This window comes from Pseudomonas canadensis, assembly GCF_000503215.1.
Lineage (GTDB): Bacteria > Pseudomonadota > Gammaproteobacteria > Pseudomonadales > Pseudomonadaceae > Aquipseudomonas > Aquipseudomonas canadensis.
In genome coordinates, this window is sequence record NZ_AYTD01000009.1 from 77884 (window position 1) to 98295 (window position 20412).

Below are 20412 nucleotides of genomic sequence, written 5' to 3' on the forward strand. Positions count from 1 at the left end.
CGAGATGACCACAACAAGACTGACCATGGCCCAGGCCCTGGTGAAGTTCCTGGACAACCAATACATCGAAGTCGATGGCGTGCAGAGCAAGTTCGTCGCCGGAGTGTTCACGATTTTCGGCCACGGCAATGTGCTGGGCCTGGGTCAGGCCCTGGAACAAGACGCCGGCGACCTGGTGGTGCACCAGGGCCGCAACGAGCAGGGCATGGCCCACGCTGCCATCGGTTTCGCCAAGCAGCATCTGCGCCGCAAGATCTACGCGTGTACGGCCTCCGTCGGCCCTGGCGCCGCCAATATGCTGACAGCCGCCGCGACCGCCACGGCCAACCGTATCCCGTTGTTGCTGTTGCCCGGCGATGTGTACGCCAGCCGCCAGCCTGACCCGGTGCTGCAACAGATCGAGCAGTTCCACGACTTGAGCATCAGCACCAACGATGCCTTCCGCTCGGTCAGCAAGTACTGGGACCGCATCAACCGCCCCGAGCAGTTGATGACCGCCGCCATCCACGCCATGCGCGTGCTTACCGACCCGGCCGAGACCGGCGCGGTGACCCTGGCATTGCCCCAGGACGTGCAGGCCGAGGCCTGGGATTATCCGGATTATTTCCTGCAGAAACGCGTGCATCGCATCGACCGTCGCCCGGCGACCGCCGCGATGATCAGTGATGCATTGGCGGCGTTCCGCGGCAAGCGCAAGCCGCTGATCATCTGCGGTGGTGGGGTGAAGTACTCCGGCGCCAATGCCGCGCTGCAAGCCTTTGCCGAACGGTTTGATATTCCCTTCGCGGAAACCCAGGCGGGCAAGAGCGCCGTGGTTTCCAACCATCCGCTGAACGTCGGCGGGATCGGTGAAACCGGCTGCCTGGCGGCGAATCTGCTGGCGCCCGAAGCGGACCTGATCATTGGGATCGGCACGCGCTACACCGACTTCACCACCTCGTCCAAATCGCTGTTCAAGCACGCAGACGTGAAGTTTCTTAACCTCAATATCAGCCCCTGCGACGCCTTGAAACTGGATGGCGTGCAGGTGTTGGCCGACGCGCAGATCGCCTTGGAGGCACTGGCAGATGCCCTCGGCGATTACCGTTCCGGTTGGGGCGAGCAGATCAGCAAGGCCAAGGCGCAGTTGGAGGCCGAAGTGGACCGTGTGCATCAGGTCGAATATGCCGGCGACGGTTTCGTGCCTGAGGTCGACGACCACCTGGACCGCGCGGTGCTGCGTGAATTTATCGAGCTGACGGGCTCGTGCCTGACCCAAAGCCGCGTGCTGGGTGTATTGAATGAAACCCTGGCCGACGACGCCATCATCGTCGCCGCCGCCGGCAGCCTGCCCGGCGACCTGCAGCGAGCCTGGCGCAGCAAGGGCGTGAACACCTACCACGTCGAGTACGGCTATTCGTGCATGGGCTACGAGATCAACGCCGCCCTGGGCGTGAAACTCGCCGAACCGAGCAAAGAGGTCTACGCCCTGGTCGGCGACGGCTCCTACATGATGCTGCACTCGGAGCTGGCCACCTCGATCCAGGAGCGCCGCAAGATCAACGTGGTGCTGCTCGATAACATGGCCTTCGGCTGCATCAACAACCTGCAGATCGGCAATGGCATGGACAGCTTCGGCACCGAATTCCGCTACCGCAACCCCGAGAGCGGCAAGCTCGACGGTGGCCTGGTGCCGGTGGACTTTGCCATGAGCGCAGCGGCCTATGGCTGCAAGACCTACAAGGTCAGCAGCGTGGAACAGCTGCAAGCCGCGCTGGCCGATGCGCGTACGCAGACGGTGTCCACGCTGATCGATATCAAGGTGCTGCCCAAGACCATGATCCACGGCTACCTGTCGTGGTGGCGAGTGGGCGTGGCGCAGGTCTCCACCAGCGAACGCACGAATGCCGCCGCGAAAAAACTCAATGAACACCTGGCGAAGGCCCGGCAGTACTAATCACAAGAGGAGTGTTTGTATGTCTTTGAAGCTCGGTGTCATCGGTACAGGCGCTATCGGCCGGGACCATATCCGTCGTTGCAGCCAGACCTTGCTCAACAGCCAGGTGGTGGCGGTGACCGACATCAACCTAGAGCAGGCCGCCAAGGTGGTGGCTGACTTGAACATCAGCGCCGAGGTGTACGCCGACGGCCATGCGCTGATCAACTCCCCGGAAGTCGAAGCGGTACTCGTCACCTCCTGGGGCCCGAGCCACGAAGAGTTCGTGCTCGCCGCCATCGCCGCCGGCAAGCCGGTGTTCTGCGAAAAACCGCTGGCGGTCACCGCCGAAGGTTGCCGCAAGATCGTCGATGCCGAAGTGGCCTTCGGCAAACGCCTGGTGCAGGTCGGTTTCATGCGCCCCTACGACGAAGGCTATCGCGCCCTCAAAGCCGTGATCGATAGCGGCCAGATCGGCGAACCGCTGATGCTGCACTGCGCGCACCGCAACCCGACGGTGGGCGAGAACTACAAGACCGACATGGCGATTACCGACACCCTGATCCACGAGCTGGATGTGTTGCGCTGGCTGCTCAACGACGACTATGTGTCGGTGCAAGTGGTGTTCCCGCGCAAATCCAGCAAGGCGTTGGCCCATCTGCGCGACCCGCAGATCGTGCTGCTGGAAACCGCCAAGGGCACGCGCATCGATGTGGAAGTGTTTGTGAACTGCCAGTACGGCTATGACATCCAGTGCGAAGTGGTGGGGGAGACCGGCATCGCCAAGCTGCCGGAGCCGTCCCAGGTGCAACTGCGCAGTGAAGCGAAGCTGTCCAACGCGATCCTGATGGATTGGAAGGACCGGTTTATCGGCGCCTATGACGTGGAGTTGCAGGCGTTCATCGACAGCGTGCGCGCCGGCCAGGTCGGCGGGCCTTCGGCGTGGGATGGCTTTGCGGCGGCAGTGGCGGCGGATGCGTGCATCGAGGCGCAGAACAGTGAGCAGATTGTGAAGGTGAGCCTGCCTGATCGCCCGCACTTCTACGGCTGATTCACTGGAGAAACCCGGTCAAAAACTGTGGGAGCTGGCTTGCCTGCGATGGCGGTTCATCAGTGTCAGATTCATTGCCTGACACACTGCTATCGCAGGCAAGTCAGCTCCCACAGTTGAATTGGGTTTCCAGTTTAAATTAGGAGTGTATGTATGAGAATTGGACTGGTTGGCTATGGCCATGGAGGGCGCTTCTTTCATGCGCCGCTGATTGCAACACTGCCCGGCGCCACGTTTGTTGGCGTCGTTACTCGCTCACCTGAACGCCGCCAGCAGTTGGCGACTGACCATCCCGGCCTCAAGGCTTTCGATTCCATCGGCCAGATCGTCGAGGCGGGTGTCGACGCCCTGGTCATCTCCACCACCCTCAAAGGCCGCCCGGCCCTGGTGCTGGAAGCCATCGAGCACGGCGTTACCGTGGTCAGCGACAAACCCTTCGCCGCCAACGCCGAACAGGCCCAAGCGCTGATCACCGCGGCCGAGCGCCAGGGCACGCTGCTCAGCGTGTACCAGAACCGGCGTTGGGATTCGGACTACCTCACCCTGCGCAAACTCATCGACGCCGGCGCCCTGGGCAAAATCAGCCGCTTTGAATCCCGCGTGGAACGCTACAGCCCGCAAGCCGTAGGTAACGCCAGCGGTGGTGGCTGGCTGCGCGACTTGGGCAGCCATTTGGTCGACCAGGCCTTGCAACTGTTCGGCCCGGTAGATCGAGTGTTCGCCCAGCTGCATTACACCGCCGAACACCCCACGGTGGATCACGGCTTCTTTGTCTCCCTGACTCATGCCAACGGCGTGATCTCCCATCTGTGGGGCAACGCCTTGCAAAACAGCCAGGCACCGCGTTTTCGCGTCAGTGGCAGCGCAGGCTGTTACACCGTCGAAGGCCTGGACGGTCAGGAAGAGGCGCTAATGGCCGGCAAGTCGCCGAAAACCGAAGGCGAGCACTGGGGGGCCGAAGAGCATCGACGCTGGGGCTGGTTCGAACAAGGTTCTGAGCGTGAGCGAGTACCCTCGGAGAAGGGCTGCTGGACGCAGTTCTATCGGCAGTTGCAACTGGCCGTGCAAGGGCAGGGACCGTTGCCAGTGGACGCCTGTGACGCCTTGGAAACCACCCGTATATTGGACGCAGCACGCCTCAGCGCCGAGCGTCAGCAGGTGGTTTCAACAAAAATAGAATAAAATTCTAAAACAGGTTGATATGGAAATTATTTTCCAATAAAGTCTTTTCCAGGTTGCATAAAGTACGTTCGGGCCCGACCCGCGCGACTCAACAAAAACAAGATCAAAAACAACCAGGTACCGTCAGATGAAAATCTTCAACGCTGTACTGCGAGTTTTACGCCCCACTCTTGCGCCACGCGGTCTGCCCCGCGCCCGGCCGTTCTACTTCTCCTTCCTTAATCTGCTGTGCGTCGAAAACAAAGGCGCGCTGGTGTGCTGCATTCCAGGCGCACCGGTCGTCCGGCTGCCTGCCGAGCTCTGATAAACGCAACGTCCAAAAAACCAACAAGAAAGTGGAGACAGACCGTTCATGAAGACCCCGATCCGTTTTACCGCGCTGGCCCTGTCCATGCTGCTCGCCAGCGGTGTTGCCTCGGCTGCTGACCTCAAGATAGGCGTGAGCATGTCCGCCTTCGATGACACCTTCCTGACCTACCTGCGCGAAGACATGGACAAGCAAGCCAAGTCGTATCCCAAGGGGGATGGCGTGCAATTGCAGTTCGAAGACGCCCGTGCCGACGTGGTCAAGCAACTGAGCCAGGTCGAGAACTTTATCAGCCAGAAAGTCGACGCGATCATCGTCAACCCGGTGGACACCGCGTCGACGGCCAACATCATCAAGGCCGCCACCGCAGCGAAAATCCCGCTGGTGTTCGTCAACCGGCGTCCTGACAGCGCGACATTGGCCCCAGGCGTCGCGGCGGTGACGTCCGACGACGTCGAGGCCGGCAAGCTGCAGATGCAGTACATCGCCGAAAAGCTTGGCGGCAAAGGCAACATCGTGATCCTGCTGGGTGACCTGGCAAACAACTCCACCACCAACCGTACCAAGGGTGTGAAGGAAGTCCTGACTAAGTACCCAGGCATCAAGATCGAGCAGGAACAGACCGGTATCTGGCTGCGTGACAAGGGCATGACCCTGGTCAACGACTGGCTGACCCAGGGCCGCGAGTTCAACGCAGTGTTGGCCAACAACGATGAAATGGCCATCGGCGCGTCCATGGCCCTCAAATCGGCGGGCAAGAAGGGCGTGTTGATCGCCGGTGTCGATGGTACGCCGGATGGCCTGAACGCGATCACCAAGGGTGACATGACGGTGTCGGCCTTCCAGGATGCCAAGGGCCAGGCCGACAAGTCGGTGGAAACGGCGCGCAAGATGGCCAAGAACGAGCCTATCGAGCAGAACGTGGTGATCCCGTTCCAGCTGATCACCCCGGACAACGTCAAAGACTTCAAATAGCCCTGCATAACAACAATAAGCCGGCAGGGCGGTCTTGGCCGCCCTGCAGATGGAGTACTTCCCTATGCTCGCTCAAGCGACTGTCTCGCAGCCTCCCGGTCTTCAGCCCCAGCCGCTGGAAGAACCCTACCTGCTGGAAATCGTCAACATCAGCAAAGGCTTTCCCGGCGTCGTGGCCCTGGCCGACGTGCAACTACGGGTGCGCCCCGGCACCGTGCTGGCGCTGATGGGCGAGAACGGTGCGGGCAAGTCGACGCTGATGAAAATCATCGCCGGCATCTACCAGCCCGACGCCGGGGAAATCCGCCTGCGTGGCAAGCCGATTGTGTTTGAAACCCCCCTGGCGGCCCAGAAGGCCGGGATCGCGATGATCCACCAGGAACTCAACCTGATGCCGCACATGAGCATCGCCGAGAACATCTGGATCGGTCGTGAGCAGCTCAACAGCCTACACATGGTCAATCACCGCGAAATGCACCGCTGCACCGCCGAGTTGCTGGCGCGCCTGCGCATCAACCTGGACCCTGAGGAACATGTGGGCAACCTGAGCATCGCCGAGCGGCAGATGGTCGAGATTGCCAAGGCCGTGTCCTATGACTCCGACATCCTGATCATGGATGAGCCGACCTCGGCCATTACCGAGAAGGAAGTGGCCCACCTGTTTTCGATCATTGCCGACCTCAAGTCCCAGGGCAAAGGCATTGTCTACATCACCCACAAAATGAACGAAGTGTTTGCCATCGCCGATGAAGTGGCGGTATTCCGCGACGGCCACTACATCGGCCTGCAACGTGCCGACAGCATGAACAGCGACAGCCTGATCTCGATGATGGTCGGCCGTGAGCTGAGCCAGTTGTTCCCGGTGCGCGAGACGCCCATCGGCGACCTGTTGCTGACGGTGCGCGACCTGACACTGGATGGCGTGTTCAAGGACGTATCGTTCGATCTGCACGCCGGTGAAATCCTCGGTATCGCCGGGCTGATGGGCTCGGGCCGTACCAACGTGGCAGAAACCATTTTTGGCATCACGCCCAGCAGCAGCGGCGAGATCACCCTGGATGGCAAGGCGGTGCGCATCACCGACCCGCACATGGCCATCGAAAAGGGCTTCGCGCTGTTGACTGAGGATCGCAAGCTCAGTGGCCTGTTCCCGTGCCTGTCGGTCCTGGAAAACATGGAAATGGCCGTGCTGCCGCATTACTCCGGCAACGGCTTTATCCAGCAGAAAGCCCTGCGTGCGCTGTGTGAAGACATGTGCAAGAAGCTGCGAGTGAAAACCCCGTCGCTTGAGCAGTGTATCGACACCTTGTCCGGTGGTAATCAGCAGAAGGCCTTGTTGGCGCGCTGGCTGATGACTAACCCGCGGCTGCTGATCCTCGATGAACCCACCCGTGGCATCGACGTGGGCGCCAAGGCTGAGATCTACCGATTGATCTCATTCCTCGCCAGCGAAGGCATGGCCGTGATCATGATTTCCTCCGAATTGCCCGAAGTGCTGGGCATGAGTGATCGGGTCATGGTGATGCACGAAGGCGAATTGATGGGCACCCTGGACCGCAGCGAAGCGACCCAGGAAAAAGTCATGCAGTTGGCCTCCGGGATGACGGCAGTCCACTGACGTACAGAATAAGAAGGTGATGGGCTATGAACGCAATAACGGATAACAAACCCGCGACGGTACCCACCAAAAGTCGCCGACGCATGCCCACCGAGCTGAGCATCTTTTTGGTGCTGATCGGCATCGGCCTGGTCTTCGAGCTGTTTGGCTGGATCGTGCGGGACCAGAGTTTCCTGATGAACTCCCAGCGCCTGGTACTGATGATCCTGCAAGTGTCGATCATCGGCCTGCTGGCGATTGGCGTGACCCAGGTCATTATCACCACGGGGATCGATCTGTCCTCCGGTTCGGTGCTGGCGCTGTCGGCGATGATCGCCGCGAGTTTGGCCCAGACTTCCGATTTTTCCCGTGCGGTGTTCCCGAGCCTGACCGACTTGCCAGTGTGGATCCCGGTGGCGATGGGGCTGGGCGTCGGGCTGCTGGCGGGGGCGATCAACGGCAGCATCATCGCCGTCACCGGCATTCCGCCGTTCATTGCGACCCTGGGCATGATGGTCTCGGCCCGAGGCCTGGCGCGTTACTACACCGAAGGCCAGCCGGTAAGCATGCTCTCGGACTCGTACACGGCCATCGGCCATGGCGCGATGCCCGTGATCATCTTCCTGGTGGTGGCGGTGATCTTCCATATCGCCCTGCGCTACACCAAGTACGGCAAGTACACCTACGCGATTGGCGGCAACATGCAGGCGGCGCGTACCTCGGGGATCAACGTCAAGCGCCACTTGATCATCGTGTACAGCATCGCCGGTCTCTTGGCTGGCTTGGCGGGTGTGGTGGCCTCGGCACGTGCCGCCACCGGCCAGGCCGGCATGGGCATGTCTTACGAGCTGGATGCGATTGCTGCGGCAGTGATCGGCGGTACCAGCCTGGCGGGCGGGGTAGGGCGCATCACCGGCACCGTGATCGGCGCGCTGATCCTTGGGGTGATGGCCAGCGGGTTTACCTTTGTCGGTGTGGATGCGTACATCCAGGACATCATCAAGGGCCTGATCATTGTGGTGGCGGTGGTGATCGACCAGTACCGCAACAAGCGCAAGCTCAAGCGCTGAAGCGCTTTCTGGTAGGAGCCGGCTTGCCGGCGATAGCATCGACACGGTCTCGCTGAAGAGCCCGGTTGACTGCATCGCCAGCAAGCCGGCTCCTACATTTAACCGTTTGTCTTCTATATAGCTCCACAACACTGAATTTCTTGCTATAAACGCACTCCGATGACCATTCGCCGAGCCCGTCCTGGTGCTTTTGGGGGTTATCTCGGAAAAATTGCCTGTCTTTTCAGTTGCTGCGCCCTCAAGTCGGCCTTAGACTGCCGCCCCTCGTAAATTGAGTGCCGGGTGGCGCTTGAAATGAATGGCGCCCTTCCGAGACCTGCAGAGGCCTTCCGGAACGCTCCCTTATTCGCCTTAATGCACGTATTTTTTATAGAGAAATCAATGACAAAGGAAAAGTTGCTGGCCATGCCGGCGGATGACTACATGAATGCCGAACAGCACGCTTTTTTCGAGCAGTTGCTGCAAGACATGAAAGTGGAACACCACGAGCGCATTGAACAGAACCGTATCGCCATTGAAAGCCTGGACACCCCGGCCGACCCGGCCGACGCCGCTTCTGTTGAAGAAGAGCGCACCTGGCTGGTCAACGCCATTGACCGCGACCAGCGCATGCTGCCGCAGCTTGAGCGCGCACTGGAGCGCATCAAGGAAGATTCCTTTGGCTGGTGCGATGACAGCGGCGAGCCTATCGGCCTCAAGCGCCTGCTGATCAGCCCGACCACCAAGTACTGCATCGAAGCGCAAGAGCGCCACGAGCAGATCGACAAGCATCAGCGCCAAGCCTGATGCGGTGAAGCGGGGGACCGTCCAGCGGTTCCCCGGGAAAGACCCGTTACACCCCGTCTATTGATCTGCTGCAAGCCACCCCACTAAAGGCCCATGGATAATGGCCCGATAGTGGCGTTTAATGCAGCGACAATAATGACAAGCAGTGGGGTAACGAAGATGGCTGGAGACGGATCTCTGATGGGCGCAGCAGTGCCACCGCAAGCGGTGGCGCGCGGGCTGCCCGGCTGGCTGACGCCCCTTTTGCAGAGTACCGCCCTGGTGTTGGTCCTGCTGGGCTTGGCGCTCGCCAGCCTGCCGCTCTACCTTTGCCTGCCACTGGCCCTGCTGGTGATCTGGCTACCTCGATTGAAAAGTCGCACACCTGTTATCGCATCTTCCGATGCCGTCGACGCCATCGGCGAATTGACTCGCGACCTGTCCTACACCACCAGTCATAACGCGTTGTCCGCGGCCGGCGTGGCCTTTTCGGTCAAGCAGCTGGCGGCCCGTGTGCAGTCGCAGTTGGGCGCGGCCAAGCAGATTGTCAGCAGCGCCGAGGTGATGATCGGCACTGAAAAGATCACCTCCCAACTGAGCCGCGAAGCGCTTGGCGCCGCCAGCCAGGCGCATCAACGCAGCACTGAAGGCCGCGAAGTGCTGGCCCAGTCGATTACCCGCATGCACCAACTCAGCCAACGCGCCAACGCCAGCCGTGAGCTGATTGAAGCCTTGAGCCTGCGCAGCGAGGAAATCCAGCGGGTGACTTTGGTGATTCAGTCCATCGCCAGCCAGACCAACCTCTTGGCGCTTAACGCCGCGATTGAAGCGGCGCGGGCCGGTGAGCATGGGCGTGGGTTTGCGGTGGTGGCGGATGAGGTGCGTGGGTTGGCGGGGCGTACGGCCACGGCCACCGATGAAGTCGGGGTGATGGTGGCGGACATCCAGCAGCGCACCGCCCAGGTGGTGGAGCAGATTCGCCAGTTATCGGCGGACTTGCATGCCGGTGTCGAGCAGGTGGAGCACGCCGGCGAGCAGTTGCAAAGTATCGCCAGCCTGGCGGCCGATGTGGAAGGCCAGGTGAATGAAATCGCCCAGGGCACCGACACCAACCGCACCCAGCTCGACAGCTTGTTCCATGCCGTGGAACAGATGCGCAGCGACCTGGCTGTCAGCGATCAGCAAACCCGCCAGTTGGCCGACGCTGCCGTGCAGATGGAAGGGCAAGCCGAAACCATCAGCGAGCGCCTGGCGGAAGTTGGGCTGGACGACTACCACCAGCGTATCTACGACCTGGCGCGCGAGGGGGCGAGCCGGATTGCTGGGCAATTCGAAGCCGATGTGCAGCAGAACCGGATCAGCCTGGATGACCTGTTCGATCGCAGCTACACGCCGATCGCCAACACCAGCCCGAGCAAGTACCACACCCGGTTCGATAGCTACACCGACCAGGTGCTGCCGGCGATCCAGGAGGCACTGTTGCCACGGCATGAAGGGTTGGTGTTTGCCATCGCCTGCACGCCCCAGGGCTATGTGCCGACGCACAACAAGGCGTTCTCCCACGCGCTGACCGGTGATGCGCAGGTGGATGCCGTGCAGAACCGCACCAAGCGCAAGTTTGAAGACCGCACCGGGATCCGCTGTGGCAGCCACCAACAGGCCGTTCTGCTGCAGACCTATACCCGTGACACCGGCGAACTGATGCACGACCTGTCGGTGCCGATCATGGTCAAGGGCCGACATTGGGGCGGCTTGCGCCTGGGCTATAAACCCGAGGTAGCAAAAGGCGGGCGATAGGGATTATTGCTGTTTATGCAATGGAGCTATTCCGGGGATAGCTTTTTCCAACTGGAGGAAAACCGTAGCATGGCCAACATTGTTAGCCAGCTAACTAATGCTGCGGAGAAGCTCCATGCAAAACAAAGTCGATGTCGCCGTGATGATTGGCAGTGGCGTTCCCGAAACCTTGCGTGCGCTGGGTCAGAAGGCTTGCTGGGTGGTGTTGCTCAATGGTGAGCAGCGCGGCACGGCGTTCGCCAGTCGCGATGAAGCGGAGGAGTGCAGGGCTGCCTGGCAGGCGCTGTTGCGCCTGGAGCAGTCAGACAGCCTGCATTGACGCCGACTCAGTTCGCTTGATGCAGGCGTTGGTTAAGTTCATCCACGGCAATCGCCCATTCGGCATCGTCGCGAAGCTCTTCCTTGAGAAAACTCGCTTGTTGCGCCGACCAGAACGGTGCATCGATGAGCTTCACGTCTTCAGGCAATGGATGGGCAACGATAAACGCATCGATGGCGTCTGGGGTTGAATCCAGGCCCAATTGTTCAAACAGGGTTTCAAGGGTGGGGATTGGCGCGTCCATTTGGTTCTCCATGCAGGGTGGTCGTTATGCATGGGAGGGTTGTGGCGCAGCAGAGTTCTATCGGATCTCAGGAATTCAGGGCCCCGTCGTCCACGGCAGTCTTTAGCGCCTTGGCGGCGTCCTTGGCGGCGATGGCAGCCGCGTCGACGGTTTTGAACCAGCGGTCTTTTTCCACCTGATGGGTGGTGACAGTGGTCAGCGGAGGCTTGGCCCGCATAATGATCACTGCTTGAAACTCACCGTCTACTTCCCTTGCGTCGCCATGGATGAAAAATTCGCCGATATCAAATTCCGTCACGTAGAGCCTTCCCTTGGAGATAACTGCACTGGAGAAACCTGGCCCGCAGGGCACAAACTTCAGTGGACGGGCCAGTATGGCAGTTGTTGCGGGTCGGCGGCGCAGTTAAGTTATCGGGCGGACGAAACGACCGCTCCATGGTGAGCTTGCAACTGGGCTTCTAGTTTCTTGGCCAGTTCACAAGCCTTGACATGGCCGCTGCGAAAGCCTTTTATTTGGCCGCTGAGCACTTCACGGATGTGGAAGAAGTTTTTACCGGCAGGTACAACCTGGTAAAGAACCGGGTCCGAGTACCCCTCGAAGCCGCCCAAGCGGTAGTATTGAGCCTCGCCCTGGCATGATGAACGGGTGTGCGAAGACATCGCATTGTAGGTTGATCGTTGCATGGCCTGCTCCTTTCGATCGCTCCGGTTGACTTGATTGCAACGTTTTGGGTGGTTTTGATTGGTGCTGCTGTTTTAGTATTGTCGTCGGCGATCTGCGCCTGGTTCCATGACAGCGTGCTTATTTGCGCTTGCGTGTCGGAAAACTGCATTTTTAACTGGGTTATTCTCTGAAGTGGGTCGGTCCGTATTCTCTGGCCGTTGAACCTGTGATCTCCTGTGGTGCCTGATGACCTTGCACAAGGTCCATCGCGTACGTCTGTACTGGTCTTATGGCGCGGCAGTGGGTTCTTCTTCAGTTTTTTTCAAAGAATGAGTGATGTGATCGTGCCGTAATGGCCGTTTTTTTGTGCTGCCCGCTCTGGCGGACAGCGCTCTTTTTGATGTGGGGGCGTTTCCTTGGCAGTCAGTAATCTGGATATGCACGCGTTGTTCGTGCTGGGTGATTTGCGCGCAAAGTTGGTCAAACAGTTTCAGTCCCGTTTCGTTTACATTACTGAGCAGACGCCGGAAGGTATCTACATCGCCGAGATCGACACCGAGGCGGCGTTGGTCGTGGACGACAAGCCCCGCCTGGAACTCAAAGTTGGCGATCACTTCCGCGCAGCGGTATTGCCCAGCCGTGAAGGTGGCAAATTCGAACTGAAGTTCCGCGATATCAAGTTGACCGTCTATGGCCTGGGTGACTACGCCTTTGTCTCCTCGGCCGAAGGCCAGGGCATTGTGTTCAAGGAAGGCCACAGCGTGATGCTGGTGTTTGCCGCCAACGAGCAACTGCAGGAAGGCCTGACCAAGACCCTGAAAGCCGTGACCGGCAAGGCCGCCAAATGGCGCAAGGGTGAACTGGTGACTTTCAAGGCCAGCGAATAACCATCAAATTCCGCGAACACCCGTTATCTCCCGGAACCTCTACTACAGTTGAGTTGACTTAACTATTCAGAGGCTTCGCGCTTACGCAGCAAAGCCGTCCGCTGTCTGCTGCGATATCGCGAGGTGCAAGGGCATGAAAGGATTGAGAACGCTGTTGGCTGCATCCGTGACAGCCTTGAGTCTGTCCGTGGCCGCACTGCCGGTTTCGGCCGCCGAGACGCCGATACACTTTGCCGATTTGAACTGGGAAAGCGGCAGCCTGATCACCGAGGTACTTCGGGTGATTGTCGAAAAGGGCTACGACTTACCGACCGACACCTTACCGGGCACCACCATCACCCTGGAAACCGCCCTAGCGAAGAACGACATCCAAGTGATCGGCGAAGAGTGGGCCGGCCGCAGCCCGGTGTGGGTCAAGGCTGAAGCCGAAGGTAAAGTGGTCGGCCTGGGCGATACGGTCAAAGGCGCAACCGAAGGTTGGTGGGTGCCGGAATACGTGGTCAAGGGCGACCCAGCCAAAGGCATCAAGCCTCTCGCGCCGGAACTCAAGAGCGTGAAGGACCTGGCGCGCTACAAGGACGTCTTCAAGGACCCGGAATCCCCGGGCAAGGGGCGCTTTCTCAACAGCCCTATCGGCTGGACCTCGGAAGTGGTCAACAAACAGAAGCTCAAGGCCTACGGTCTGGACGACAGTTATGTGAACTTCCGCAGTGGCTCGGGCGCGGCACTGGATGCCGAGATCGCTTCGTCGATCCGCCGGGGCAAACCGGTGCTGTTCTACTACTGGTCGCCGACGCCGTTGATGGGGCGCTACAAGTTGATCCAGCTGGAAGAGCCACCGTTTGATGCCGAGGCGTGGAAGACGCTTACGGATGCGGATAATCCTGATCCAAAACCAACACGCTCGCTGGCATCCAAGTTGAGCATCGGGGTGTCGACGCCGTTCCAGAAGGAGCATCCGCAGATTGCGCAGTTCTTTGAGAAGGTCGAGTTTCCGATTGAGCCGCTGAACAAAGCCTTGGCGACCATGAGTGAAAACCACTCGGCGCCACGGGAAGTGGCCCAGGTGTTTCTGAAGGAACATCCGCAGGTGTGGAAGGCTTGGTTGACCGAGGATGTGGCGCAGAAGGTTGAAGCCAGTCTGAAATAACAGTGCGCATGTACTGTAGGAGCCCGGCTTGCCGGCGATGGTGTTTATCGGACGCCATCGCCGGCAAGCCGGGCTCCTGCGTTCAGGTGTTTAGAACCTGGTTTGTACTGCCAGCTCGAATGTCCTTGGCGCACCCAGGTAGTAAGCAGGCGACACATGCGCAAACTCGGCATACACCTCATTCGTCAAGTTGCGTACCCGGCCCGTCACCGAGGTATGCGAGTCCACTTTGTAGCGCAGGAACGTGCCGAACAGCGTGTAGGCCGGCACCGTCTGGGTGTTGGCGTTATCTGCGTACACCTCGGCCACATAACGCGCATCCACGCCCCCTTGCCAATCCTCGGCAAAATCATAGGTCAGCCACAGGTTCCCCACGCGCTTGGGCACGTTGGTTGGCGTATTGCCTTTGCGTGAGACCACCGCGCCACTGGCGATTTTCTCGTTGAAGTCGTCGTACTCGGCGTCGACCCAGGCGAAGTTACCCTCCGCCAGCAACCTTGGCGTGATGCGTAACGAACTGGCCAACTCGATGCCTTTGGATGACTGTGCGCCGACCGGAATGCTGTTAGTCGGGTCCTGCGGATCGGTCACGGCAAAATCCTTACGCTCGATCTTGTACGCGGCCACGGTGGCCGAGCCACGGCCGTCCAGGTAATCGAACTTGCTGCCCACTTCCCACTGTTTGCCCGTCGAAACATCAAACACTTGCGTGGTGGTGTTCGGCTGCTCGGCGGCGGTGCTGTATTGCACATACACATTGGCCGACGGGATGAACTGGTAAGTCAGGCCGACGCGGCCGGTTACCGGCTCCCAGCTGCGCTTGAAGTGGCGGGGATTGGTCGCGGTGATCGCACGGTGGTTGGTGACGTCCAGGTCGATAGCGTCGTAACGCAGGCCGGTAAGCAGCGAAAGTTTGTCGGTGAGCCCCAGGCGGTTCTCCACGAACACAGCTTTGGTGGTGACCTCGTTGGTCTTGTCCTTGCCGAACTTCTCGCGGGTTCGCGGGATGTCGTAGAAGTGCCCGGGATCGAAGTTGTCTGGATTCACTGTACTGTTGCCTGGCACATTCCATGGGGTATTGGTGGTGCTGTTGACCTTGTATTCGGAACCGCCAGACCACGTGGTCGACAATCCGAACATACTGTCATCGTGGCGCAGTTCGAACTGGTTGCCGTTCTGTTCGCCTTGATGACGTACCTGATAGGCCGTCGAGCGGTTCACCGCGCTGTTGTCGGCGTTGTACTGATAGGTTTCCAGGTTGCGGTAATCGCGTTGGCTGTCCAGGTGGTAGAGGGTGTTTTTCAGGCTGGTGCTGTCGTTGAGGCGGTAGTCGATGATCGAGCGCGCCCAGATCGTGCGCTGTTCGTAGCGACCGTCAGCAACGTTGTAGTTGTTGAAGCGGTTGTGCTTGTCGATCTTCAGCTCGCCCACCTTGGGGTTGAGCACCGGCGTGCCCCAGTAGGGACTGTCTTCATGCTCATCCTGGTATTCCAGCGCCAGGGTGTGAGACAGGTTGGGCGTGAGGTCGCTGAGCAGGGAAAACGCCAGGCTCCAGGCCTCGCGCTGGTCGCGGTCGATGTAGCTGTGATTGGTGTTGCGGCTTACATCCAGGCGCGCGTAGTGCTGCACATCGGCGCCGGGTTCGGTCAGGGCGTGATTGACACCAAACGCCATGCCGGCGGTGTCATAGCTGCCATAGGTGAGCTGGCCTTCGGCGGCCTGTTCCTCGCGGGTGGCCAGTTTGGTCACGTAGTTGAGCGAACCGCCCACGGAGCCGGCACCGTTGATCAAGGAGGAGGGGCCGCCTACCAGCTCCACCCGGTCATAGATCCATGCATCCACCGGCCGGGCCAGGCCGGTCGCCACATTGATCCCGTTGAACATCTGGGTGATCTGGCTGCTGGTAAAGCCACGGTAGGAGACAAACCCGCCAAATCCTGGCGGGGCGCTGGCATTGACGCCAGGCAAGGTGTTGGCGGCGTCGCGGAAGGTCTTGGCGCCGCGGCGCTCGATGTCATTGCGGTTGGCGATAGCCACCGACGCCGGGGTTTCGCGCACACTCAAGCCCAAGCGCGAGGCCATGCCGCTTGATTGATCCAGGGCCAGGCCAGGCTCGGCGGTTTGTTCGCCATCAATGGTGGTGGGAGCCAATTCAAGGGCCCAGGCGCAGACGGGCAGGCAGCCGAATAGGCCCGCCAACAGGGGTAGATGTTTCATGGTTGAATCCTGAAAAACTTGGCTTGAAAACAACGCACAACCGCCCGTACTTCCTTGCGGAAACGGTGGTCAGTGCAGATCGGAAAGCGAAGGAATCAGGCGAAAACAGGCGGTGCGCGCGGATTAGCCGCAGGCCAGGTGAAGCGGGCAGGGATGTCAGCAGCCAGGACAATGGCCGGCGGTGGCGCATGGGGCTGTGGCAACACCGCCACATTCAGGCTTGAACTCAGCGCTGGGCCCATGCCGCCTGTGGAACACAGCGGGCAACCAAACGCCTTGGACAGCGTTGGCAGGTTACGTTCAGTGGAGTTGGACGGCTTGGGCGCCTGGGTGCGCGGGTCCACTGTACAAAACTGGCCGCCGATGCCATTGAGCTGCATCCCGACCATCTGCCCATGACCGATACTGCAGGCGAACACATTGAACAGGACGCAGCAATAAAGCATCCAGGCAATGAGCGAGCGGTCGGCACGGGCGATTTTCATGGGGCGGCACTTTACCATCAGCCGCCGACGAAATGCCTGCAAAAAATCACCAGGCGACTATCCTCTTTCGCACCTTTTACGGGAGAGCCAGCCATGAGCTTTGTTGTCGCACGATGGATTGTCGGCATTTTCACCTTCATCAGCATGGTGCATTTGTACTGGGCTGCGGGCGGCAAACTCGGCTTCCAGGCCGCTATCCCCCAACTGCCCGGCGAATTCGCGCGTGGGCCGAAACCTGCGTTCAAACCCTCGGCGCTGGCTACGTTTCTGGTTGCCCTGGGGTTGGTGGGCATTGCGCTGATGGTGTGTTTGCGTGCCGGGCTGTATTTCTCGGCGGTGTCCCACGGGGCCTTGCAATGGGGGATCAGCGCGATTTCGGTGGTGATGTTTGCCAGGGCGATTGGGGATTCGGAGTTGGTGGGGCTTTTCAAGAAGGTCGGTGGTTCGCGGTTTGCGAGGTTGGATACGTATTTTTATTCACCGTTGTGTCTGGTGTTGGGGGTGGGGTTGTTGGTGGTGGCGTGGGGGTGAGGGGGGCTAACGCAGCGTTTGTAAAAAGCTAGAAGAAGAAAAACAGGCCTGTTCGGTCCGCTCGCCATAAGGGACTCATTTGCCTTGGCGAGCGGGGTTGCTGTAAATGGGCTCGGGCGCTCGCTTTCAACTTTTAGACTTGGTCGTGTTGTAGTACCGCTCTAAACAAGTCAAAAGAATTTGTATGAATTTTCTCTGGTCAGTTACAGGCGCGCTGAAGTAGGTTGCCATATTTTTAAAAACTTCATCAAAGTCATCATTTATAGCTAGGTAGTGTGTGATCGACGTAATGAACCACTCTTGCTCGGCCCTGCTGTAATCTAAAAATTCTGGCTTGGTCAATTCATCAAGAAGCTCGGTGAGTTCTTTCTCGTTATTTATGTCTTTTGATGCGATGAGTTTTTCTCGCTCAAAGTCATCCGTGTTTTCAATGTCGTAGGTGAACAGTAGTCCACGGATTATTGACATGCTCGGCTTGTTTGTCATTTTTTAGTCATTTCTCTGTGTATGCGGTTTTCGGTTTACCTTGGTTATTTAATATCACTCTTGCTTTACGCTGCTGACTATATTCCATACTGGTTCTGGAATATCCTTCACCAATTATTTTGCCCATGTCCATTGGTTGTAACGATGCTGCGAGTCCATTTCTTCTAAAAATAAGCTGGGCTCTATATATCGAGTTTAACTGATCCCTGTGGCTGAGATAATGCGTTGCGGCGGGCGGATATTTAGGTTCCCCTACGTTCGGCCCAGATGTGTAACGCTCAATAGTTCCTGTCGTCGGGTTTCTTGCGGTGTTCAAACGTTCGAGTTGAGACGCGAGTGTAGTCTGTGCTCCGTGTTTCTCTAGAAAGTGTGCTCCTGGCGTCGCCTTCTCCAATTCGTCTAGGCGCCTATATGCGTTCGCCTCAGCAAGCTCATCAATTCTTTCCTGACGCTTAGCACGCGTCAGTTGCGGTAAAGTGGGCTCTCCGTCGTTGACGCTTGGCGAAGAGCGTTGAGAGATGGCGCCTTGTTTGCAACCATCTCCACCAGGACATGAGCTCAATCCTAACGGGTCAACCCATCCGGTAGGATTAGGTGCGTACTGGTACGCATTGATCCCACCCGCCAGTTTCACCGGGTCCGGTGTCAGGTATCGACCAATATCCGGATTGTAGTAGCGATGACGGTTGTAGTGCAGCCCACTTTCTTGGTCGAAGTATTGGCCTTGGAAACGAAGCGGATTGTCCACTTTTCCTATGTCGAGACGGCTGATTTCGCCGTAGGCGCGGTAGTGCGCGGACCAGACGATTTCGCCGTTGGTATCGGTGAGTTCCTGCGGGGTGCCGAGGTGGTCGAGTTGGTAGTGGTAGGGCTTGGTTTCCTTTGGACCAAAGCCTTCCAGCAGCGCCAATGGCCGGAAGCTGTCGGGCTCGTAGAGGTAACTGCGGTGGCGATCCGTCTGGTGTTCGGCGATGAGTCTGTCGCCTTGCCAGAAAAACTCGGTAGTTGTGCTATCAACGGTCTTGCTGATGCGCCGCCCAAACGGGTCGTAGCGATAGCTGGCGGTCTGGCCGTTGGGTTTTTTGATGCCGATCAGGCGGTGCTGGCAGTCGTAGCGGTATTCAGTAACGAGTTGATGGCCTTTGCCACGCCGTTCGCGGATAAGGTTGCCGAAGGCGTCGTAGTCGTAATGGTGGTCGCCTTGGATCATCAGGCGGTTGCCGGCCACGATGTCGGGGCCGGGGCGGTTTTGCATGAGCAGGTTGCCGGCGGGGTCGTGGCCGAAGCGTTCTTGCTCGCCTTGCGAGTGGTTGGCCCGGGTGAGGCGGTTTAGCGGATCGTAGTGGTAGTGGTGGTCGCCTTTGTGGGTGTCGAGCAGGCGGGTGAGGTTGCCGGATTTGTCGTAGTCGTAGTGGCGTTGGTAGAGGGTGTGTTGCTGTTGGGTAACGGCGTGGGCGTGCAGGCGTTGTTGATCGTCGTAGTGGTAGTGGCTGATCAGTTGGCCTTGTTGGCGTTGGTGTTCCTGACCGGCCTTGAACAGGTGGGAGGTAAGGGTTTCACAGTTCAGTTCGACGGTGACTAGGTGGCCGCCTTTGCCGTGGTTGAACGCCACCCGATTGCTGTCGGGCAGGCGTAGGTTTTGCAGTTGGCCGCAGGCGTCGTAGCCATAGCGCAGCGTGCCCCAGCCTTGGTGTTCGGCGGTGAGACGGTTTTGGCTGTCGTACTCGTAGGCCAACGCCCAGTGGCCATCTTCGACGCTTAGGAGATTGCCTTGACGGTCGTAGGTGTAATCGACATGGTTGCCGTCGGGCAGGGCTTTTCTTACGAGCCGTCCGACATAATCGCGCTCGTAGTGGGTAACCAGCTGACTACCGTCATCGCCATGCTCGGTCTTTTCCTGCAGGTTGCCGTTGAGGTCGTAGAGGTAAGCAGTGCGCTGGCCGTCAAAGCCGGTTTCCTGTTGGATCAGGCCATTGGTGTGATACTGGAGTCGGTAGGTTTCGCCCACCTCATTTTCGATCTCGGTCAGCAATAACCGCACATTGTCGTAACGGTATTTGATCTGAGTGCCATCGGCGTTGATGCGCCGGCTGATCAGGTGCAGGCCATCGGCGTATTCGTAGCGAGTGACGTGGCCGAGTTCATCGCGTTCGGAGGTGATTTTTCCGTACGCGTTGTAGGTATATTTACGCGTATCACCGCTCGGCAAGACGATTTGGACTAATCGTCCTACGTGGTTCCACTCAAATTGCGTGAGCGCGCCGTGTTCGTCTTCCAGGCTGATTTTTCGCCCGAGATCGTCATAGCGGTAGCGCTTGACTCCGCCATTCGGCAACTGCTCTTCAAGCAATTGCCCGTGCTCATTCCAGACCAGTCGGTGACAGCTGTGATCCGGCAGCCAAACCTGCGTCAGTTGTCCGCGTTTGTTGTAGCTGTAGTCAGTAGCGTTGCCGTCAGGATCGGTCCTACGCGTAACGTCGCCCTGGTCATTACGCTCATACTTCCAAACCGCTTCACCACGCCGCACAACCCGTACGAACCCATTGTCATGCTCGTAGGTCGTCGGCTCATCATTCCCCCGAAACAACGCCACCAAACGCCCAGCTTCGTCGTACTGGTAGGCCGTGATCGCCCCCAACGGATCTTGCTCAACCGTCAGCCGGCCTTTCTCATCGTAGGATTTGAAGTGCTCAGCACCGTCAGGATCCACCCGCTGCACCAGCCGCGCCCGCTGGTCATGCACATAGACTTCCTGGCTGCCATCGGCGTT

General features: G+C 59.0%; 20 protein-coding genes. 13 read left to right on the top strand and 7 right to left on the bottom strand.

What is annotated here, in order from left to right; genetic code table 11:
• Nucleotides 1-4 precede the first annotated feature (4 nt).
• The 10 genes from iolD (at nucleotide 5) to U367_RS0104550 (ending at nucleotide 10978) form a co-directional block, all read left to right on the top strand.
• Nucleotides 5-1936: a 3D-(3,5/4)-trihydroxycyclohexane-1,2-dione acylhydrolase (decyclizing) gene (iolD, locus tag U367_RS0104510; protein WP_028615862.1), complete on the top strand. Its 1932-nt coding sequence runs from the start codon at nucleotides 5-7 to the stop codon at nucleotides 1934-1936.
• Between the two features lie 19 nt (nucleotides 1937-1955).
• Nucleotides 1956-2966 (top strand): Gfo/Idh/MocA family protein, encoded by a 1011-nt coding sequence (locus U367_RS0104515; protein ID WP_028615863.1) that lies wholly within the window; start codon nucleotides 1956-1958, stop codon nucleotides 2964-2966.
• Between the two features lie 153 nt (nucleotides 2967-3119).
• Nucleotides 3120-4148 carry a Gfo/Idh/MocA family protein gene (locus tag U367_RS0104520; protein ID WP_028615864.1) on the top strand — a complete coding sequence of 343 codons (1029 nt, stop codon included), beginning with the start codon at nucleotides 3120-3122 and terminating at the stop codon, nucleotides 4146-4148.
• A gap of 127 nt (nucleotides 4149-4275) precedes the next feature.
• Nucleotides 4276-4452 (top strand): hypothetical protein, encoded by a 177-nt coding sequence (locus U367_RS1000000132005; protein ID WP_162834916.1) that lies wholly within the window; start codon nucleotides 4276-4278, stop codon nucleotides 4450-4452.
• A gap of 48 nt (nucleotides 4453-4500) precedes the next feature.
• Nucleotides 4501-5430 carry a sugar ABC transporter substrate-binding protein gene (locus tag U367_RS0104525; RefSeq protein ID WP_028615865.1) on the top strand — a complete coding sequence of 310 codons (930 nt, stop codon included), beginning with the start codon at nucleotides 4501-4503 and terminating at the stop codon, nucleotides 5428-5430.
• A 64-nt stretch (nucleotides 5431-5494) separates the two neighbouring features.
• A complete protein-coding gene (locus tag U367_RS0104530; RefSeq protein WP_028615866.1) occupies nucleotides 5495-7048 on the top strand; it encodes a sugar ABC transporter ATP-binding protein in 1554 nt (517 codons plus the stop codon).
• A gap of 26 nt (nucleotides 7049-7074) precedes the next feature.
• Nucleotides 7075-8097, top strand: a complete 1023-nt coding sequence (locus U367_RS0104535; RefSeq protein ID WP_016975559.1) for an ABC transporter permease — start codon at nucleotides 7075-7077, stop codon at nucleotides 8095-8097.
• A gap of 381 nt (nucleotides 8098-8478) precedes the next feature.
• A complete protein-coding gene (locus U367_RS0104540; RefSeq protein ID WP_010564800.1) occupies nucleotides 8479-8883 on the top strand; it encodes a TraR/DksA family transcriptional regulator in 405 nt (134 codons plus the stop codon).
• Between the two features lie 543 nt (nucleotides 8884-9426).
• Nucleotides 9427-10659 (top strand): methyl-accepting chemotaxis protein, encoded by a 1233-nt coding sequence (locus U367_RS0104545; RefSeq protein WP_376713301.1) that lies wholly within the window; start codon nucleotides 9427-9429, stop codon nucleotides 10657-10659.
• Between the two features lie 115 nt (nucleotides 10660-10774).
• Complete coding sequence (locus tag U367_RS0104550) at nucleotides 10775-10978, top strand: hypothetical protein (protein WP_028615868.1); 204 nt, start codon at nucleotides 10775-10777, stop codon at nucleotides 10976-10978.
• Between the two features lie 7 nt (nucleotides 10979-10985).
• Here U367_RS0104550 and U367_RS0104555 read toward each other — a convergent pair whose 3' ends face one another.
• The 3 genes from U367_RS0104555 to U367_RS0104565 form a co-directional block, all read right to left on the bottom strand.
• Nucleotides 10986-11222, bottom strand: coding sequence for a DUF2789 domain-containing protein (locus U367_RS0104555; RefSeq protein WP_028615869.1), 237 nt, complete (start codon nucleotides 11220-11222; stop codon nucleotides 10986-10988).
• A 67-nt stretch (nucleotides 11223-11289) separates the two neighbouring features.
• Nucleotides 11290-11520 (bottom strand): hypothetical protein, encoded by a 231-nt coding sequence (locus U367_RS0104560; RefSeq protein ID WP_028615870.1) that lies wholly within the window; start codon nucleotides 11518-11520, stop codon nucleotides 11290-11292.
• A gap of 110 nt (nucleotides 11521-11630) precedes the next feature.
• On the bottom strand, nucleotides 11631-11906 hold the full coding sequence (locus U367_RS0104565; protein WP_028615871.1) for a hypothetical protein: 276 nt from the start codon (nucleotides 11904-11906) through the stop codon (nucleotides 11631-11633).
• 417 nt (nucleotides 11907-12323) lie between these two features.
• Here U367_RS0104565 and U367_RS0104570 point away from each other — a divergent pair, with 417 nt between their 5' ends.
• Nucleotides 12324-12773, top strand: coding sequence for a hypothetical protein (locus U367_RS0104570; protein WP_174890956.1), 450 nt, complete (start codon nucleotides 12324-12326; stop codon nucleotides 12771-12773).
• Between the two features lie 133 nt (nucleotides 12774-12906).
• Entirely contained in the window at nucleotides 12907-13923 is a 1017-nt protein-coding gene (locus U367_RS0104575; protein ID WP_028615873.1) for an ABC transporter substrate-binding protein, read from the top strand.
• 90 nt (nucleotides 13924-14013) lie between these two features.
• Here U367_RS0104575 and U367_RS0104580 read toward each other — a convergent pair whose 3' ends face one another.
• Nucleotides 14014-16140 (bottom strand): TonB-dependent receptor, encoded by a 2127-nt coding sequence (locus tag U367_RS0104580; protein ID WP_028615874.1) that lies wholly within the window; start codon nucleotides 16138-16140, stop codon nucleotides 14014-14016.
• Nucleotides 16141-16235: 95 nt separating this feature from the next.
• Nucleotides 16236-16625 carry a DUF2946 domain-containing protein gene (locus tag U367_RS0104585; RefSeq protein ID WP_028615875.1) on the bottom strand — a complete coding sequence of 130 codons (390 nt, stop codon included), beginning with the start codon at nucleotides 16623-16625 and terminating at the stop codon, nucleotides 16236-16238.
• 93 nt (nucleotides 16626-16718) lie between these two features.
• Here U367_RS0104585 and U367_RS0104590 point away from each other — a divergent pair, with 93 nt between their 5' ends.
• Entirely contained in the window at nucleotides 16719-17156 is a 438-nt protein-coding gene (locus U367_RS0104590) for a DUF3995 domain-containing protein (RefSeq protein WP_028615876.1), read from the top strand.
• Between the two features lie 126 nt (nucleotides 17157-17282).
• Here U367_RS0104590 and U367_RS0104595 read toward each other — a convergent pair whose 3' ends face one another.
• Nucleotides 17283-17642: a hypothetical protein gene (locus tag U367_RS0104595; protein ID WP_028615877.1), complete on the bottom strand. Its 360-nt coding sequence runs from the start codon at nucleotides 17640-17642 to the stop codon at nucleotides 17283-17285.
• 7 nt (nucleotides 17643-17649) lie between these two features.
• The coding region (locus U367_RS01000000129860) for an RHS repeat-associated core domain-containing protein (protein ID WP_032864134.1) at nucleotides 17650-20412 on the bottom strand (2763 nt) is incomplete at its 5' end.

Excerpts from the sequence above, each read along its gene's own strand:
- iolD (WP_028615862.1), top strand. The coding sequence starts at position 5 with ATGACCACAACAAGACTGACCATGGCCCAGGCCCTGGTGAAGTTCCTG.
- U367_RS0104515 (WP_028615863.1), top strand. The coding sequence starts at position 1,956 with ATGTCTTTGAAGCTCGGTGTCATCGGTACAGGCGCTATCGGCCGGGAC.
- U367_RS0104520 (WP_028615864.1), top strand. The coding sequence starts at position 3,120 with ATGAGAATTGGACTGGTTGGCTATGGCCATGGAGGGCGCTTCTTTCAT.
- U367_RS1000000132005 (WP_162834916.1), top strand. The coding sequence starts at position 4,276 with ATGAAAATCTTCAACGCTGTACTGCGAGTTTTACGCCCCACTCTTGCG.
- U367_RS0104525 (WP_028615865.1), top strand. The coding sequence starts at position 4,501 with ATGAAGACCCCGATCCGTTTTACCGCGCTGGCCCTGTCCATGCTGCTC.
- U367_RS0104530 (WP_028615866.1), top strand. The coding sequence starts at position 5,495 with ATGCTCGCTCAAGCGACTGTCTCGCAGCCTCCCGGTCTTCAGCCCCAG.
- U367_RS0104535 (WP_016975559.1), top strand. The coding sequence starts at position 7,075 with ATGAACGCAATAACGGATAACAAACCCGCGACGGTACCCACCAAAAGT.
- U367_RS0104540 (WP_010564800.1), top strand. The coding sequence starts at position 8,479 with ATGACAAAGGAAAAGTTGCTGGCCATGCCGGCGGATGACTACATGAAT.
- U367_RS0104545 (WP_376713301.1), top strand. The coding sequence starts at position 9,427 with ATGATCGGCACTGAAAAGATCACCTCCCAACTGAGCCGCGAAGCGCTT.
- U367_RS0104550 (WP_028615868.1), top strand. The coding sequence starts at position 10,775 with ATGCAAAACAAAGTCGATGTCGCCGTGATGATTGGCAGTGGCGTTCCC.
- U367_RS0104555 (WP_028615869.1), bottom strand. The coding sequence starts at position 11,222 with ATGGACGCGCCAATCCCCACCCTTGAAACCCTGTTTGAACAATTGGGC.
- U367_RS0104565 (WP_028615871.1), bottom strand. The coding sequence starts at position 11,906 with ATGCAACGATCAACCTACAATGCGATGTCTTCGCACACCCGTTCATCA.
- U367_RS0104570 (WP_174890956.1), top strand. The coding sequence starts at position 12,324 with ATGCACGCGTTGTTCGTGCTGGGTGATTTGCGCGCAAAGTTGGTCAAA.
- U367_RS0104575 (WP_028615873.1), top strand. The coding sequence starts at position 12,907 with ATGAAAGGATTGAGAACGCTGTTGGCTGCATCCGTGACAGCCTTGAGT.
- U367_RS0104580 (WP_028615874.1), bottom strand. The coding sequence starts at position 16,140 with ATGAAACATCTACCCCTGTTGGCGGGCCTATTCGGCTGCCTGCCCGTC.
- U367_RS0104585 (WP_028615875.1), bottom strand. The coding sequence starts at position 16,625 with ATGAAAATCGCCCGTGCCGACCGCTCGCTCATTGCCTGGATGCTTTAT.
- U367_RS0104590 (WP_028615876.1), top strand. The coding sequence starts at position 16,719 with ATGAGCTTTGTTGTCGCACGATGGATTGTCGGCATTTTCACCTTCATC.
- U367_RS0104595 (WP_028615877.1), bottom strand. The coding sequence starts at position 17,642 with ATGACAAACAAGCCGAGCATGTCAATAATCCGTGGACTACTGTTCACC.